Here is an 18,219-nt window from a genome sequence, read left to right as displayed (position 1 = left end):
TTTCAGCCTGGTTGTATTGTTACTAGAAATATTGACGTTTGATTCCTATGTGATACCTCTGATTTGATTAGGAATCCATTTTCGTGATAGTTGGTGGCTACGAGAAGCGTAGCCGTGGACGTTTCGTGCGATGCAATGCTGCCGAAGCCTTCCTTGTCCTGCGGGAAAAGCGACGGCTGAAAATCCCGGAGGAAGCGGTTTTCTTCCGAGGAAGTTGAAGCGTTGCCCGCGGAAAGCAACTGCCCGGAGCGCAAATCAACATATTAGTTACGTCGGTGTCTATAGCTTTTGTGTCAACAATAATCTTTTAGAAAACAGCCTTAATTTTAATTTTTTATAAACTCATGCACCCAATCTACACAATCCTTCTTGTTGTAGCCAAAGTATAATTCACTAGAAAGACGTACCGGGTCACCAAAGAAGTAACGTTCATACTGTGTTTGACGAGTACCAAATCCACTCATAGTTAAGTCCCATGCCAATCGAAACAGCTTTACACGGTCTTTCGCGTTTAAAGTTGCACTTTGTAAGTATCGCTCCAAATCATTACTGATTTCTGATTGAAATGCCTGATCAGTAGGAATAGATAATAACCCACTAGTACCTAATTGCTGTATTATTTCTATCATTCTTGGATATATTTTCGGAAAAGTGTTTATAGCTACAAATAAGGGTGTGGGGTTGGGGCGCATTAAACCGAATTCATCTATTTGAGCCTCTTCCTCTGCTTTTGATAATAATGCCTTTAGTGTTTCTAGTGAGATGATAATCTCAGATAATTTTTCTTGAACATGCTGGTATTCCCCACTGTTAATCGTTTGTACAATGGATTGGGCAACTCCCAATACAAACTCAGATTTTACTATTTGCCTTGAAAGAACTTGGTGTAATGTGAATGGCATAAAAGCACTTGAATTCTTAAAGGAGTTAGCCACCTTTAGATTTTTATGGAAAAATACACGTTCCCAAGGGACTAGTACATTATCGAATACGACAATTGAATCTATCTCTTCAAATCGAGAGCTTAGAGGATAGTTAAATGAGGATTCTCCATTGACGAATGATTCACGGCAAATAAACTTTAGACCCTCTGTGTTACTTGGAATTGAAAAGGCAAATGCATTGGATTGATCAGTTATTCCACCAGGGGAAAAGACTAAAATTTCATCTGTCATTCCTCCTTGTGTTGCTAAAAGACGTGCTCCTTTAACAATCAACCCGTCCTTCGTTTCATGCATAACTTTTGCTGCAATTGGTTCTTCAGATTCCTCAAAATATAGTTGTGATCGGTTTACCTGTGGATTAATAAATGTATGACTAAAAGATAAGTCATTTTCTCTCGCTTCTTCATAAAACTTGATTAGGTTATCAGGAAAGCAGTTATCCTTATCGCGTAGAAAACCCACCGAAGCTGCAAGTGACATTAATACGGTGTTCATATAATCTGGACTTCTTCCCATCATTCCACCATGTGCTTTCGCCCAGTATTGAATCATTTGTCTTCTTTTGACTAAATCATCTTTTGTTTTTGGGGGCATGTAGGATGTCCCCACTTGATGCCCAGAAGTAGGCGATTTATAGGTCATTATCTTTTTAGTTTGGTCGTCATGTTGCATATCATATAATTTAGCTTGGCTCTTTATAACCCCCTTAAAAGCAGGGTGTTCGGAAATATTTCCTTTCACTTTTACACCGTCTACCCAAATATTCGAGTTAAGCTTATTAATTCGATTTATATATTCATTTCCAGTAATTGCTGGCATTTTATCCCCCCTAAATATAAGGTATAGTCCTATATTATTTTGGTTAATACTGCGTTGTTACTAAAATGGGAGATTAGTTCCTGAAAATCAATTGTAGTGAGATGAAAATGAATAAGATCGAGGAAATAAAAGCTAGAATTAGTTAGATTTATTTTATTAGAAACCATTAAAGCAGGCAAAAATTTACAACTACTTCTCTATTGGCTCCCAGTTATACTCCATTCGCTTAGCAGTAGTCTGGGCTGTTTCAGGATTGAGTAAATTTTTAATAATATGAAACGACATATCGATACCAGCAGAAATTCCTGCTGAGGTTATGATGTCTCCCGTATCCACAAATTTAACATTTCTTTCAACTATTATGTGTGGAAATTCATCTTCAAGTCGATCTACGTCCATCCAATGGGTCGTTGCTTTTTTACCATCAAGTACTCCTGCTTTTGCTAAGAGTAGGGCTCCAGTACAAATCGATGTAAGTAACGTTACTTTCTGTTTTTGTTCTTTTATCCAACTAATGACTCTGTCATTGTTGATTTGAATATGTTCTGCTCCGTATCCACCAGGGATAATTACGATATCAAAGGCTGGCATCGTTGCAAAGCTAAAGTTTGGTTGGACGATTAGTCCATTACGAGCAGTGATCATTTTACCTGTTTCAGATACTGTTTTTACAATAAATGGTTTTTTAAACGTGTCTAAATCGTCGGTTATAGAAAATACTTCGAAAGGACCAGCAAAATCTAATACTTCTACCTCGTCAAATAGCAATATACCCACGACCCATTGTTTGTCCATCGTTTCCACTCCCTAATAGTAATCTACTCCTATCATAATGGTATTTACGAATTTATGAAACCGTTTTCAGTATATTGATTTAAAAAACAAAAGTTATCTCTATTTTGGGGAAAAATGTATAGGAAGTGGTGAGGCTATATTTGTAAAGAAAAAGTTTTCGACAAAAAAAGATAAAATTTTGTTGCATAGATTATAAACGGTTGTTATAATATTAAACATCACTTCTTTTAAACAAAAAAAGAAGTACATTATAAATGCGGGTGTAGTTTAGTGGTAAAACCTCAGCCTTCCAAGCTGATGTCGAGGGTTCGATTCCCTTCACCCGCTCCATACTTATGTGAGAAACGCAGTGTTTCGTTGATTGGCAACGAAACATTGCGTTTATTTATGTCCTTTTGACTTCGAAAGTCTAATCCTCTTTACCCCATTCACCAATTTTCTACTTGTTTTTTTCTTTATTAGTGAAGCCATCGCTTGAAACTATGTCTTATCAGGTTGTATTCTATTGGGGGAGACGTAAAAAAGTCTAACTTATAGAAAATGTTTTATCGGATCTTTAATTTAGATCTTAAAAAGGTGGTAAAAAAATGAAAGAATTACAAAGTTCACTTCAACAAATAGATGGAAAAAGCTATAAAGCATATAAGACTATACAAGGTAGATATTCTTTTCATCGTTACGAAATCATGATTGATTATGTTCAAGGAGATCCTTTTGCTGCTCCTTCAAAAATAAGAGTAATTATTCCGAATGCCTATCGGAAAGTAAAAGAGCACTGGAAGGATAACTACTATCGTCGAACATATGCAGAAGATATCATTGCACGGTCTGTTGCACATGCGATTAACAACAATACAATCCATGGTAAAGGAACAGGTAAAAGTGGAATGATTGCAGTTGACGCGCCAGGTCAGGAGATTATTGAACGAAGCGCTGTTTCGCTTGATCCTAATCATGTCACGATTTGTTTATCTATCGGATTACCGGCCAATGGTCGTCGTATCAATGGAAAAGAAGCTGAAAAATTATTTTTCAAAGCAATTCCAACGATACTAGGTAATTCGATTTTCACTATTACAGATGATGAGATAGAAGCTGCAACGCAACTAGCTGATCAGCATCAAGCGATTCGGGAGCAAATGAAGGAAAATAATTGGATTTCCTTTATCGCTGAGGGATCTATTCTACCAAGACAAAGTGGAGTTAGTAATAAACCATTAAAAGACTCAGTCCCTTTTAAAAGTACAAAAGACAATCTTGTGTCGATAGATATTCCCCATCAACAGGAGCCTGTAACAGGTATGGCTCTTAAAAAAGGGATTGTTCTAATCGTTGGTGGTGGTTATCATGGAAAAAGTACCCTGTTGAATGCCATTGAGCGAGGGGTGTATCATCATATAAGAGGTGATGGTAGAGAATTTGTTTTAACTGATCCAAACGCAGTCAAGGTACGCGCTGAGGATGGCAGACAGGTTACAACAGTTAACATATCCTCTTTTATTAATGATTTACCACACAAGCAGAATACAAAACGATTCACAACTGAAAATGCTAGTGGAAGCACATCCCAAGCTGCTAATGTTGTTGAAGCTCTTGAGGTAGGAGCAAAGACAATTTTGATAGATGAGGATACCAGTGCGACTAACTTCATGATTCGTGACCAGCGAATGCAGGAATTGGTTGCTAAAGAAAAAGAACCAATCACACCTTTTATTGATAAAATAAAGCAAATGAAAAATGAATTAGATGTATCAACTATTTTAGTTATGGGTGGTTCTGGTGATTACTTTGATACTGCTGATCAAGTAATTATGATGGATCAATACCAACCTTTTAATGTAACAGTAAAGGCAAAGGAAATTGCCGGTAAACACCCAAGAGCTACTACTATAGAAAGTAATGAAAAGTTTGGTATGTTGCCAAACCGTCAATTCCTACCAGAAAGTATTCAAACAAAACGTGGGAATAAAACCAAAGTTCAGTCAAAGAGTAGAACAACAATTGTTATGGGTAAAACTGATATCTCCTTACATTATGTGGAGCAGCTAGTAGATAGCTCTCAAACAAGGATGATTGCTGATATTATAAGATATATAGATGAAGAAAAGTGGTTACGCAAAGATTACACTTTATCCCAATTGATGGATGCAATTGAAACTCAATTTGACGAGAAAGGTATAAAGTCTTTTGCTCCTTTTCCAAACCAACATCCAGGGGATATAGCAAGACCGCGGCGATTTGAACTCGCTGCGACATTAAACCGGTTGCGAACCGCAAAAGTAAAAGATATGTCGTAGAATTAATTGATGTTAGGCTGGGTTGGTTAATTCTCCTAACCTTCAAAATACTAAAACAAACAATAAACACTTAAACAGAAAGGAGGGGAATGGGATGGCATATGAAACGTTGAAACAAGAAATCATAGAGTACAGTAAAAGTATTGGCGTCGATAAGATAGGTTTTGCCCCAGCTAATGAATTTGCAGAACTTAAATCAAAGCTGAAGCTTCAGGAGGATTCTGGATTCAAATCTGGTTTTGAAAAGGGTAGTATCGCTGAGCGGACAGAGCCTGCAAGATTAATGTCAGAGGCACAATCAATTATTGCAATTGCAATTGCATACCCATCTAGGCTTAAAAATGCACCTAAAAGTGTTAAAGGAGATCGCCGTGGCCTTTTTTGTAGAGCTTCTTGGGGAAAGGACTACCACCATGTTCTGCGAGAAAAATTAGAACTCTTAGGGACCTTTATTAAAGAAAAAGTCGAAGGATTTGACTATAAACCTATGGTTGATACAGGTGAGCTATCCGACCGGGCTGTTGCAGAACGGGCTGGTATTGGTTTCAGTGGAAAAAACTGCGCGATTATTACACCTGAGTTTGGGTCATATGTTTATCTTGGTGAAATGATTACCAACATTCCTTTCCCATCTGATCAGCCAGTTGATGACGGTTGTGGAGAGTGTACAAAGTGTATTGATAATTGTCCCACAGGTGCATTAGTAGAAGGTGGAAGACTAAATGCTCAAAAATGTATTGCCTTTCTAACTCAAACGAAAGGCTTTCTTGATGATGAATATCGTGGTATTATTGGCAATCAACTTTATGGATTCGACACTTGCCAGGTTGTTTGTCCCAAAAATAAGCATGTTGATTTTCATCTGCACGCTGAACTCGAACCGGATCCAGAATTAGTTAAACCGAAATTGATCCCGCTATTGTCTATGTCTAACCGGGAGTTTAAAGAAAAGTTTGGTGATATGGCCGGTTCTTGGCGTGGAAAAAAGCCGATTCAAAGAAATGCAATCATTGCTTTAGCGCACTATAAAGAGATATCAGCTGTTGCGGATTTAATACGAGTTATGCAAAAAGATCCCCGACCTGTAATAAGAGGAACTGCTGCCTGGGCTCTTGGAAAGATTGGTACTAGAGAAGCTTTTGATGCAATTAAAGTTGCAAGGGAGATAGAGTTGGATGAAGAAGTAATTATTGAAATGGAAAAAGGCTTGAATTTTCAATACGTTTCCAACTAATTTGAGAAAATTTTCCAAAAGTACTTCTTCTTGTGTAGGTACTCTTGTACAATTAGAGAAAAGGGAAGAAGGGATGTCTATGGGGAAGCGTTCCCTCCTGTTTTATGATGAGATGGAAACTCCAATAGGCCCAATCACACTTTTAATGACAGATGAAGGGCTTTGTCGGATTGATTTTGGAAGTGTTAAAGATTTAAGAACATTACATGCCTCCTGGAGCCAACGATATTTTTTATGTCCGGAGTTTAAAGAAGATCATATTAAAGTAAACGATATTAAACAACAGTTAAAAGAATATTTCAATGGAGAGAGGAAACAATTTTCCATTAAATATCGGTTTAATGGTACACCTTTCCAACAAAAGGTGTGGCAGGCGCTCTACCAGGATATTTCTTATGGAGAAATATTGTCATATAAGGATATAGCGAAAAAAATTCAAGCTCCTAAAGCAATCCGTGCAGTTGGTGGTGCAATCAATAAAAATCCATTATCTATTATCGTGCCTTGTCATCGAGTTATTGGTAGTAATGGATCCTTAGTTGGCTATAATGGTGGAATGGACAAAAAAAAATATTTGTTACAACTAGAGAAAGCTCCAATTGATATTAGCTAATGTCAATTGGAGCTTTCTATTTTTTGAATTTTTTCTGTACCCAAATATCTTCCTATTAGCAGATAATCAGTTTAGCCAATTTTTTATTCATTCCCTTAACTATCTATTCATATGTTTTAAGTGAGGAGTGGATACATGTGGAAATTGGTATGCAAATTCAAAAGTATTGGATAGATCAACTAAAACCCAATAGAAGTCCCGATTGGCCAAATTGGGTGGCTGATAAAAAGCAACTTCATAAACAAAGAGGGAATAGTGTGGTGCGAATTACCGGCAAAGGGGAAATTTATCGGAGCCATGAGGCAGGCCCACACGAATTGAAAGTTGATTATAAATTAGGTGTCGTATTTTTTGTTAAAAAAGGCCAATCCTTTTATCATGAAGAGGAAGAAAGAAAACATCGAGCATTATTCTACAAAGGAAAGTTGATTGAAGATGAAGCTGTTGAGGATCTTTTCAACAGTGAGCCACTGCCAGTTATTGAATCAATCGGTGAGGAGGATAAGAGATCCGTCCGGTTTGAGTATGATCGACGTGCTGCTGTTCAGTATGCGGAAAGATGGTGGAACGATTACAATCCTGAATATAGGAGATTTGATAATGACTGTACAAACTATGTTTCACAGTGTTTGCGTGCTGGTGGAGCACCAATGCGAGGGGCAGCTAGTAAAAGTGTTGGTTGGTGGTATCAAAATGGGCAGTATAGCTATAGTTGGGCTGTGGCTCACTCGTTACGTTGGTATTTAAGTGGCTCTAATCAAGGATTGAAGGGTAAAGAATTAGAAAGTCCGAAGGAACTGCTACCAGGAGACGTTATTTGTTATGATTTTGAAGGAGATGGTAAGTGGGATCATAATACAATCGTAGTAAATAAAGATAGCGATGGAATGCCCCTTGTAAACGCTCATACAAATAATAGTCGTCAAAGGTATTGGTCTTATGAAGATTCATATGCATGGACATCTGACTGTAAATATAGGTTTTTTAGAATAGGAAACTAACGCTATTAATTTTTTATTATGTATATATGCGTCATATAGAGGAATTTCTATATAAATAGAAACTATTCTATTTATAATTCATTCGTGTTAAAAACATATATGCTATACTAGTCAAGTTAATTATGTAATTCGAGGTGAAAGAAGTGACTATACATGTTGTATTGTTCCAACCAGAAATTCCAGCAAATACAGGGAATATTGCGCGTACGTGCCTTGCGACGAACACAGTGCTTCATCTAATTCGACCGCTTGGTTTTTCGACAGAGGATAAAATGCTTCGGAGAGCCGGACTTGATTATTGGCATAATGTAGATATTCGTTATTATGATTCCTTAGATGAGTTATACGTAGAAAATCCACTGGGGGATTTCTATTATATTGAAAATTTTGGTACGAAGTATTATACCGATTATGATTTTGGTGATTCTGAGAAGGATCTGTTTTTTGTGTTTGGTAGAGAAACAAATGGAATCCCAAAGGAATTATTGGAAGGGAAAGAAGATAAGTGTTTACGAATCCACATGGCTAACAATGATAAGGTTAGGTCGTTAAACCTGTCTAATACAGCGGCAATTATAATTTATGATGTTCTAAAACAACAAGGATTTCCAGGTTTACACTAATACTTACATTGATAAAGAAAAAGGGTTTCAAGGAAAATGTCAAATGACATTCCTTGAAACCCTTTTATAATAAATTATTTTTTTGGTATCTGTTTTGTATCATAGCCAGCAGAAAATATTGCTGATAAAAATACAATGCTAACACCTATTATTAATGTTATTCCCATAAAAAAATCCTCCCTATACTGATATAAGTTAGTAGTATTATGTAAAATTTACAGTTATTTTATGCTATCAGAATAACAACCTGATTCCTTCACGTATCGCATGCCTTACCAAGTTTCTTATATTATAACTAATTATTTGATTGTTGTGAAGGATGTTTGCTCAGAAAATATTGTTGTTGATCCAAAAAAACTCAAAACGCGTTTTTAATCATAAATATAACTATTTCCTCGTGTTAACCATCTAAATCGTTCCTATTCAGTTATTCTATCCATTCATTTTCCTTTCCATTGTTACATAGATTGTATTAATAGCTTTATGCTACACATTTTTATGGGAGGTCACCCTATGGATATTTTAAATAAAGTCCAAAGCTATCGAGAAGAACAAGAAAAACTTAAGTGGGAAGGCACATTAGCTGACTATTTAAAGTTATTAGAAGAACGTCCCTATTTAGCTCAATCGGCTCATTCTAGAGTGTACAACATGATAAAACATCAGGGCGTAGAAGAAGTTGATGGTCGAAAGACATATAAATTTTTTGGAGATGAACTATTCGGTTTAGAAGAGGCCTTGGAGAAATTAGTTGATGAGTATTTTCATCCTGCAGCTAAAAGATTGGATGTTAAAAAAAGAATACTATTGTTGATGGGTCCTGTGAGTGGTGGAAAATCTACACTAGTTACCTTACTGAAAAGAGGACTGGAGCAATATACACTGCTTGATGAAGGTGGAGTTTATGCGATTAAAGGCTGTCCGATGCATGAGGACCCACTACACTTAATTCCTCAGCATTTACGTCCAGAATTTGAAGAACAGTATGGAATACGGATTGAGGGTAATTTGTCACCACTGAATGTAATGCGTCTTGAAAAAGAGTATGGAGATCGAATTGAGGACGTGTTAGTCGAAAGAATATTCTTCTCGGAGGATAAGCGAACAGGGATAGGAACATTTAGTCCGTCGGATCCTAAATCACAGGATATCGCTGATTTAACAGGATCGATTGACTTCTCTACCATTGCTGAGTTCGGCTCTGAATCAGATCCCAGGGCATATCGTTTTGATGGTGAGTTGAACAAGGCGAATCGTGGCATGATGGAATTTCAAGAGATGCTTAAATGTGATGAAAAGTTTCTTTGGCATTTGTTGTCATTGACACAGGAAGGTAATTTTAAAGCAGGTAGATTTGCGCTTATTTCTGCAGATGAATTAATAGTTGCACATACAAATGAATCGGAATACCGTTCATTTATTTCTAACAAAAAAAATGAGGCGCTACATTCTCGAATGATTGTTATGCCAGTCCCTTATAATTTGAAAGTTAGTGAAGAGGAACGAATTTATCAAAAAATGATTGGGGAAAGTGACATTAAAGATGTTCATATAGCACCCCATACGCTGAAAGTAGCCGCCATGTTTACTGTACTGACTCGATTAAAAGAATCCACTCAAGCTAATATTAATCCACTCAAAAAAATGTACTTGTATGACGGACAGAATGTTGAGGGATTTAGTGATGCAGATGTAAAGGAAATGAGACGGGAACATTCTGATGAGGGAATGAGTGGGATTGATCCGAGGTATGTGATCAATCGAATATCCTCTACTATTATAAAAAAAGAAATTACTTCAATTAATGCTCTAGATGTTTTGAGATCACTAAAAGATGGACTTGATAGCCATCCTTCGATTTCAAAGGATGATCAAGAGAAGTACTTAAACTTCATTTCCATTGCACGTAAGGAATACGATGAAATAGCGAAAAAAGAAGTACAGAAGGCTTTTGTTTACTCTTATGAGGAATCGGCTAAAACACTCATGGACAATTACCTGGACAATGTTGAAGCATTTTGTAACAAGTCAAAACTTCACGATCCATTAACTGGGGATGAGATGCATCCGGATGAAAAGCTAATGCGCTCGATTGAAGAACAAATAGGAATTTCAGAAAATGCAAAAAAAGCCTTTAGAGAAGAGATTTTGATACGTATTTCAGCTTACGCTAGAAAAGGAAAGAAATTTGACTATCAATCTCATGAACGCCTACGTGAGGCAATTCAGAAGAAACTGTTTGCTGATTTGAAGGACGTAGTAAAAATAACAACGTCTACAAAAACACCAGATGAACAACATTTAAAGAAAATAAATGAGGTGGTAGCAACTCTTGTTGATGAGTACGGCTACAATTCTTCATCAGCCAATGAATTGTTACGATACGTTGGAAGCTTATTAAATCGATAACTATATAGAATATCAAAAGATGGCTCATGTTACGTGAGCCATCTTTTGATATTCTGGGAGGAATGTTATAATGGAAAAACTTGGACCATAAATGTTTTAGGAGTGAATCAAATGAGCGGTTTAATTATATTTTTGATAGTTTTATTCATAATCACAATTGGTGGAACATTGTTGGTAGGTTTACAAGAAAGCAAAACTCTCGCCAAGCATAAAGAAGAAGGTGACTCTTCCGAGAATCAATTGGAGCGATCACTTAAATATGAATCATCTTCTTTAAAATCCAATCTACCTATTTTAGGAATTATTTATCTTATTACTTTCATTGCATCGATAGTTGGAATTTTAATTTACTTGTTTTAAAGGGAAAGGGTTTAATTTTAAAAAAAGAGCTCTGAGTAAACGTAAATGTGTACTAAAATGCGGTGAAAATTATAGGTGATTTGTAACCATTTTTTGTGTGTCGAGGTATATTTAACCTAAGAAATAAACGTCGGTTAAACAAAGTGTGATAGATGAAAAGAACCCACATGTAGCTTACCGGATTTAATTACCTAATTAAAGGTGGGGTTTAATTGTTTGATAAAATAAAAATGTTATTTAAAAAAGGGGATTTGCTTACATTAGAATTGGAAGATTGGTATAAATGGTACAAAGAACCTCAGAACTATCATAATGCAGTTGTTGCACATTTAAAAAACGAAGGATATAAAGTTGAGACAATTTCAGTTGTCGATAATCTCAATAGTAATAAGATTTCTACCCTATTTATCGATGGAATCAAATACGAACTACGAGCCCCGAAAATTGTAGGTCCGACTCAAACAGTAATCTTGAAAAAAACAAAAGATTTTGATGCTAGAGGAAAAAAGTGAAATGGTTTCCCTTTCTAATAAAACAAACATTTTAGAAGATAAGTTACCAAAGTAAAACTTCTGAATAAATGTTTTGAAAACAACGTAGAATGGTTGATTCAGAAGACTGGGTGTATTTTGGGTTAATAAAAGTCAACAAACTTTATTATACCAGTAAAAAATGAGCATCAAATTGGCTTTGCAATTTAACGCTCATTTTACTATGCATTTAGATTGTTTGTACTCTAAATCTGAAATGCTTATTTGAATAGCTTTGTTTTATTTAGAATGAAATCTTCATCATGGCGATAAAGGATTTCATTTTTTATATTTGTTTACATAATAATTAAAGCAATAACGATAGCTAAAACAATCCGATAGATGGCGAATGGAATTAGCTTCACACGGTTGATTAGCTTAAGGAAAAATCGAATGGAGATCAGTGCAAAAATAAAGGCACTAATAAACCCAACTGTAAAGAAAGGAAGCACGTCGATCGAAAAATACTGCCAGTTTTTAATTAAGGACAACCCACTGGCACCCGCCATAATAGGAACGGCCATAATAAATGTAAAGTCTGCTGCTGCCCTGTGGTTAATTCCAAGTAAAACTCCACCTGAGATAGTCGAACCGGACCTGGAGAAGCCGGGCCATAAGGCAAAACATTGGAACAATCCAATCAGGAATGCTTGTTTATAAGTTATTTGGTCGACAGTTTGAACCTTAGCAACCTTAGGACGGAAAAGATCAGCGGCTATCATTAATAAAGCACCAACAACTAACCCAACAAGAACCGTTTCGATAGAAAATAAGTTTTCATCGATAAAATCTTCAAAAAGAAAGCCGAAAATTCCAGCGGGTAAGATACCAACAATAACTTGTTTAATAGATAATCGTTTTGCTGGAATTTTGTCGGTCTTGTTTAGTCCTAATAGTTCTATAAATCTATTTTTAAATATAACGACAACTGCCAAGATTGAACCAAGTTGAATTACAATTTTAAACGTGTTCGCTACCTCTTGAGAGAATAGTTCTTTCGATTTGAATAATATATCATCAAAAATGATCATGTGTCCCGTTGATGAAATAGGGGCAAATTCCGTTAAGCCTTCAACAATTCCTAAAATAAATGCAACAAATAACTCCCACAAAGTAGTATTCTCCTTAAAGTTTTATCATAACAATTAGATTGTACAACGAATTAATTTATTTTGATATAAAAAAATAATCGACTATTCCTTATTTTTAAACTACAATATATTTCTTGGCGAAAGGATGAGAAAACGAGTGGAAGAATGGATTATATTTATCATTGAAAAATATGGTTATTTTGGTGTTTTTTTTATTATGGTTATTGAGAATTTGTTTCCACCGATACCTTCAGAAATAGTTCTGCCATTTAGTGGATTTATGACGACAAAAACAAACCTGTCCTTTACAGGAATGATAGTTACATCAACAATGGGCTCAATTACTGGAGCTTTAGTTTTGTATTGGATAGGGAACAAATTAAGTGCAGAAAAACTAGAACAGATAATTGAAAAATGGGGACGGGTTTTACGGCTAAAAAAAGAAGATGTTAGAAAAGCAGATAGATGGTTTCTTCGATATGGTGTTTGGACAGTGTTCTTTGGTCGGATGATTCCATTAATAAGAAGTTTGATTTCTATACCAGCGGGTATGTCAAAGATGAGGCTCAATACTTTTTTACTTTTCACATCACTGGGAACACTTATATGGAATAGTATATTAATTAGTATTGGAATGAGATTAGGAGAATCCTGGCACGATATTCTAAATGTAATGAGTTTATATTCTAACTTGATTTACTTGGGATTAGGAATCTTGATTTTATTAGGAATTATTTATTTTACTAGACGAAAATAATTTCAGAAAACTATTATGGTAAATAGGATAAGCATCTGTTGTGGATAATTGTTATATGCAACATAGAGAAAATGGCTTTAAATAATTGTAATCTGTTCGAATTATCGTAGAGATGTTATTGTTTCATATTAAAAAATAGAGTATATTAGTTGAAGTAGTATAAGCTCAGTCCTATAATGTTATAATGGATGGGTAATTGTAAAAGATTCAGAAAGAAAGCGAACTTCTAATGGGGGTATAAACGTGACACAGAAAGAATCTAGCGAAAGATTCTGGAAAAATTTTCATGGTCCAAACATGGGGTATTTGGAAGAACAATATGAAACATATTTGGAAGACCCAGAAGCAGTAGATGTAACTTTAAAAGAAATTTTTGAAGAACATGGGGCTCCAGAATGGATAAATCAAGCAGGAGTTGAGTCTAAGCCTGCAGCACATACAACGTCATCTAAGGATATTAAAAAGCTAACCTCAGCGATGAAACTTGTTGAGGCTATTCGACGTTATGGTCATTTAGAGGCATATATATATCCTGTTGGTGCAGATAAGGTGAGGAAAACGCCATTAGTAGACCCGAAAACATATGGTTTAACTAATAGTGATTTGGAAGCGATTCCTTCATCCTGGATATGGGAAGAGGCACCAGAAGACGTCAAAACGGCATTAGATGCTGTTAATTTACTAAAACAGAATTATGCCGGAACCATATCATTTGAGTATGATCATGTAAACAATGACAAAGAGCGAAGATGGCTACAGGATAAAATTGATACTGGTTCATACAAAGTATCTTTTAGTGAAGAAGAGAAAAAGCAATTATTACAAAAATTGGCAGATGTCGAAGGATTTGAAAATTTCCTTGCTAAAACATTTGTCGCACAAAAGCGTTTTTCAATTGAGGGACTAGAAATGATGGTTCCAATGCTTGACCGTATTGTTCAAAATTCATTCTATGATAAAACAGAAGAGATTTTAATGGGAATGGCTCATCGTGGTCGTTTAAGTGTGTTAACTCATATTTTAGGAAAACCATTTGATAAAGTTTTTTCTGAGTTTCACCATTCTTCAGACAAAGAGTTGTTGCCTTCCGCAGGTTCAAGATCAATTACTTATGGATGGACTGGTGATGTAAAATATCACTTCGGTGCTGAACGAAGAGCTGGAGAAGAAAAACCTTCACCAACTCGTATTTCTCTTGCACACAATCCGTCTCACCTTGAGTTTGTTAATCCTGTTGTTCAAGGTGTAACAAGAGCTGCACAGGACTATCGTTTCCAAGCGGGCAAACCTAAACAGAACCAAGACAAAGCACTCAGTATTATGATACATGGAGACGCTGCGTTTATTGGAGAAGGTGTAGTTGCAGAAACGTTAAATATGAGTTCATTGCCTGGTTATCATACAGGTGGAACCCTTCATTTGATTGCAAATAATCTTGTTGGATTTACAACAGGTCAACAGCAAGGTAGATCAACAAGGTATGCAAGTGATTTGGCAAAAGGTTTTGAAATACCAATTATTCATGTCAACGCGGATGATCCAGAGGCATGTATATCAGCAGTAATGCTTGCATATGAATATCGGACGAAGTTCCACAAGGACGTCTTAATCGATTTAGTTGGTTATCGCCGTTATGGACATAATGAGATGGATGAACCACGTGCTACTCAGCCGCATTTATATAAAGATATTGATAATCACCCAACTGTTACTTTCTTATATGCTAAGAAGCTACAGGAACAAGGGATAATAGAGAATGACACGCATGAAATAATGATAGAAGCTTTTCAGAAAAAGCTTAAAGATATTTATAGTAATATGAAAGAAAATAGTACTGGTGAGGTTGAAACGAAGCCTGTACCACAAGCTTTGAGAAATGGTCTTAGTGATATTGAAACTGCTGTTCCACTTGATCAACTAAAAGCTCTAAACAAAGGTTTACTAAAACGTCCCGACGGATTTAATGGCTTTAAAAAGTTAGAGAAAATTCTTAACAAACGTGGCGAAGCTTTAGAAGAAGGTAACAAAGCTGATTGGGCAACTGCTGAGACATTAGCTTATGCCTCTATTCTGCAGGATGGTATTCCGATAAGATTAACTGGTCAAGACACTGAGCGTGGAACATTCGCACACAGACATCTTGTCCTTCATGATGTAGAAACTGGTGAAACATATTGTCCAATGCATGGATTAGATCAAGCAAAGGCAACCTTTGATATTCATAATAGTCCATTATCTGAAGCGGCAGTATTAGGTTTTGAGTATGGCTATAGCGTGCAAGCTCCCAAAACGCTTGTACTATGGGAAGCTCAGTTTGGAGATTTCGCAAATGCCGGACAGGTAATATTTGACCAGTTCATCTCTGCTGGACGTGCGAAATGGGGCGAAAAATCTAACATGGTTGCTTTATTGCCTCATGGTCAAGAAGGCCAAGGACCAGAGCACTCTAGTGCAAGATTAGAACGTTTCTTATCATCTGCAGCGGAAAATAACTGGATTGTTGCCAATGTAACTACTAGTGCGCAATACTTCCATTTATTAAGACGTCAAGCAGCACTTGTAGATAGTGAGTCTGCTCGACCACTAATTGTTATGACTCCGAAAAGTTTACTAAGAAATCAACGGGTAGCTTCAGAAGCAAAGGAATTTACTTCAGGCAAATTCCGTCCGTTAATACCGCAACCTGGATTGCCAAAGACAACAAAGAAGGCTGAAAGGTTAGTAATCGGTAGTGGTAAAGTTATGGTAGATATTGAAGAAGCAATGGGCCAATCAGATAAGAATTACGACTCTATTCATGTAGTAAGATTAGAACAGATTTACCCATTCCCATTGGGTGAAATTGAGAAGGTTTTAAAGGGATGTCCAAATATTAAAGAGGTTATTTGGGTCCAAGAAGAACCGAGAAATATGGGAAGCTGGAACTTTGTTAAAGAGCCTCTCTTTAAATTGTTGAATGGGGAAAAAGAACTTCATTATGTTGGCCGATGTGAACGTTCATCACCAGCAGTTGGCGAACCAAATATACACAAATCAGAACAAAATAGGATTGTTCAAGAAGCCTTAGAGCTGTCTAAAGGAGGAGATTCCAGTGAAGGAAATTAAAGTCCCAGAATTAGCAGAATCTATTACAGAAGGCACGATTGCCGAGTGGCTTGTTAAAGAAGGGGATCAAGTAGAAAAAGGAGATCCCGTTTTAGAATTAGAAACAGACAAAGTAAATGTAGAAGTAAACTCTGAGTACTCTGGCATTATCTCTGAAATTATAAAAGAAGCAGGAGAAGATGTTGAAGTTGGTGATGTAATTGCCAAGGTAGATGAAAATGGTGAAGCTGGTGGTTCTACTGACAATAGTTCATCAGATTCTGAGTCTACTAAAGAAAAGAAAGAAGAGCCCAAGGATGAAGCTAAGCAAGAAGGAAAATCAGCTGAATCCGATGAGAAATCAAAAGGATCTGAAGAACCTAAAGAAACAAATGAAAGTGAATCTTCAGATAAAAAACAATCTGTTGTTGCTTCACCAGCAGCACGTAAGCGTGCGCGAGAGCTTGGAATTGATCTAAGTGATATTTCATCACGCGATCCGCTTGGTCGAATTCGCCCAGAAGATGTTGATGCACATGCAGAAGGAGCATCAAAACAAAGCGAGGCACCTAAGAAAGAAAAGAAAAAAGAGAGTAAGTCTTCCGAAAAGTCGGAGTTTGACAAGCCAGTTGAACGTGTTAAAATGTCTCGTCGACGCCAGACAATTGCAAACCGACTCGTTGAAGCACAACATACTGCAGCAATGCTTACAACCTTTAATGAAGTTGATATGACTGCTGTAATGAAGCTTCGAAGTGAACGTAAAGATAAGTTTCTTGATAAGCACGGTGTAAAACTAGGCTTTATGTCATTCTTCACGAAAGCAGTTGTTGGAGCATTAAAAGAATTTCCGTATATTAATGCTGAAATTCAAGACAACGAGATTGTAATGAAGAAATTTTACGATATCGGTATTGCGGTATCTACTGATGATGGACTTGTTGTACCAGTTGTCCGTGATGCAGATCGCTTAGATTTTGCCGGTGTCGAGTCAGAAATTGCAAATCTTGGTAAGAAGGCGAAAAATAAAGACTTACAGCTTAGCGACCTTCAGGGTGGATCATTCACTATTACTAATGGCGGAATTTTTGGGTCATTACTATCAACACCAATCCTTAACACTCCACAGGTGGGTATTCTAGGAATGCATACTATCCAGAAACGACCGATTGCTATGCCGGATGATTCAATTGAAGTACGACCAATGATGTACATTGCTATGTCATACGACCACAGAATTGTGGATGGTAAAGATGCGGTGCAATTCCTTGTTCGAATCAAACAGTTACTTGAAGATCCATATGATTTATTGTTAGAAGGATAATAAAATTAATAACGCTGGTATTTAGTATTTTTACTAAATACCAGCGTTTTTTATGTTGGCTGCTTTCTAAAAGATTGTTGTTTTAGACAGAGTATCTATAGACTACGAAGTAGTATCTTTTATCTCTGACAGTAATTAAAATTGAATGCTTATATGCCGTTCCGGCAGAATACTTCGCTTTCCATGGGCACGGCCTCAGCCCAATGTCATCAAGGTATATAGCCAATAAATACCATTTTATTTTGTTTGATCAAAGATGTCATAAATATTATCACCACCTGCTAGAAAGTGTTTTAAAAAAGGCAATAGGATGCCCGGTCCTTGAGTTATAGTCTTCT

At 36.4% G+C, this 18,219-nt stretch carries 15 protein-coding genes and 1 tRNA gene; 13 read left to right on the top strand and 3 right to left on the bottom strand.

The features are described 5' to 3' along the window. The first annotated feature begins 130 nt into the window (after nt 1-130). Nucleotides 131-340 (top strand): hypothetical protein, encoded by a 210-nt coding sequence (locus GH741_RS21220; RefSeq protein ID WP_153738742.1) that lies wholly within the window; start codon nt 131-133, stop codon nt 338-340. Here GH741_RS21220 and hpaB read toward each other — a convergent pair. Together hpaB and GH741_RS21210 are read right to left on the bottom strand one after the other, a co-directional pair. Beyond that, complete coding sequence (hpaB, locus tag GH741_RS21215) at nt 327-1,763, bottom strand: 4-hydroxyphenylacetate 3-monooxygenase, oxygenase component (protein ID WP_153738741.1); 1,437 nt, start codon at nt 1,761-1,763, stop codon at nt 327-329. The two genes, GH741_RS21220 and hpaB, sit on opposite strands and share 14 nt — an antisense overlap. A gap of 189 nt (nt 1,764-1,952) precedes the next feature. Further along, nucleotides 1,953-2,558: a DJ-1/PfpI family protein gene (locus GH741_RS21210; protein ID WP_153738740.1), complete on the bottom strand. Its 606-nt coding sequence runs from the start codon at nt 2,556-2,558 to the stop codon at nt 1,953-1,955. 256 nt (nt 2,559-2,814) lie between these two features. On the opposite strand from GH741_RS21210, the gene GH741_RS21205 reads away from it, so the two are divergent. The 9 genes from GH741_RS21205 (at nt 2,815) to GH741_RS21165 (ending at nt 11,607) form a co-directional block, all read left to right on the top strand. Further along, nucleotides 2,815-2,888: transfer RNA gene (locus GH741_RS21205), tRNA-Gly, on the top strand. Between the two features lie 257 nt (nt 2,889-3,145). After that, on the top strand, nt 3,146-4,855 hold the full coding sequence (locus GH741_RS21200; RefSeq protein WP_153738739.1) for an ABC-ATPase domain-containing protein: 1,710 nt from the start codon (nt 3,146-3,148) through the stop codon (nt 4,853-4,855). 94 nt (nt 4,856-4,949) lie between these two features. Beyond that, nucleotides 4,950-6,089: a tRNA epoxyqueuosine(34) reductase QueG gene (gene queG / locus GH741_RS21195; protein WP_153738738.1), complete on the top strand. Its 1,140-nt coding sequence runs from the start codon at nt 4,950-4,952 to the stop codon at nt 6,087-6,089. Between the two features lie 79 nt (nt 6,090-6,168). Then, nucleotides 6,169-6,702 (top strand): methylated-DNA--[protein]-cysteine S-methyltransferase, encoded by a 534-nt coding sequence (locus tag GH741_RS21190; RefSeq protein ID WP_153738737.1) that lies wholly within the window; start codon nt 6,169-6,171, stop codon nt 6,700-6,702. 137 nt (nt 6,703-6,839) lie between these two features. Continuing rightward, entirely contained in the window at nt 6,840-7,703 is an 864-nt protein-coding gene (locus GH741_RS21185) for an amidase domain-containing protein (protein ID WP_338079599.1), read from the top strand. A gap of 143 nt (nt 7,704-7,846) precedes the next feature. Further along, entirely contained in the window at nt 7,847-8,326 is a 480-nt protein-coding gene (locus GH741_RS21180; protein ID WP_338079598.1) for a tRNA (cytidine(34)-2'-O)-methyltransferase, read from the top strand. 513 nt (nt 8,327-8,839) lie between these two features. Continuing rightward, nucleotides 8,840-10,735, top strand: coding sequence for a PrkA family serine protein kinase (locus GH741_RS21175; protein ID WP_153738736.1), 1,896 nt, complete (start codon nt 8,840-8,842; stop codon nt 10,733-10,735). A gap of 111 nt (nt 10,736-10,846) precedes the next feature. Next, nucleotides 10,847-11,095, top strand: a complete 249-nt coding sequence (locus tag GH741_RS21170) for a hypothetical protein (protein ID WP_153738735.1) — start codon at nt 10,847-10,849, stop codon at nt 11,093-11,095. 230 nt (nt 11,096-11,325) lie between these two features. Next, on the top strand, nt 11,326-11,607 hold the full coding sequence (locus tag GH741_RS21165) for a hypothetical protein (RefSeq protein WP_170287684.1): 282 nt from the start codon (nt 11,326-11,328) through the stop codon (nt 11,605-11,607). 314 nt (nt 11,608-11,921) lie between these two features. On the opposite strand, the gene GH741_RS21160 is transcribed toward GH741_RS21165, so the two are convergent. Further along, complete coding sequence (locus GH741_RS21160; RefSeq protein WP_153738733.1) at nt 11,922-12,737, bottom strand: undecaprenyl-diphosphate phosphatase; 816 nt, start codon at nt 12,735-12,737, stop codon at nt 11,922-11,924. 136 nt (nt 12,738-12,873) lie between these two features. Here GH741_RS21160 and GH741_RS21155 point away from each other — a divergent pair, with 136 nt between their 5' ends. From GH741_RS21155 to odhB, 3 genes are all read left to right on the top strand, one after another. Beyond that, a complete protein-coding gene (locus GH741_RS21155) occupies nt 12,874-13,473 on the top strand; it encodes a DedA family protein (protein ID WP_338079597.1) in 600 nt (199 codons plus the stop codon). A 243-nt stretch (nt 13,474-13,716) separates the two neighbouring features. Continuing rightward, on the top strand, nt 13,717-16,578 hold the full coding sequence (locus GH741_RS21150) for a 2-oxoglutarate dehydrogenase E1 component (RefSeq protein ID WP_338079596.1): 2,862 nt from the start codon (nt 13,717-13,719) through the stop codon (nt 16,576-16,578). Beyond that, the gene (gene odhB, locus GH741_RS21145) at nt 16,565-17,881 is read left to right on the top strand and encodes a 2-oxoglutarate dehydrogenase complex dihydrolipoyllysine-residue succinyltransferase (RefSeq protein ID WP_338079595.1); all 1,317 of its coding nucleotides are present in this window, start codon (nt 16,565-16,567) and stop codon (nt 17,879-17,881) included. The genes GH741_RS21150 and odhB overlap by 14 nt, the downstream gene beginning before the upstream one ends. Nucleotides 17,882-18,219 lie beyond the last annotated feature (338 nt).

Source organism: Aquibacillus halophilus, from assembly GCF_009649745.1.
GTDB lineage: Bacteria > Bacillota > Bacilli > Bacillales > Amphibacillaceae > Aquibacillus > Aquibacillus halophilus.
This window is presented reverse-complemented; position numbering and strand designations above follow the sequence as displayed.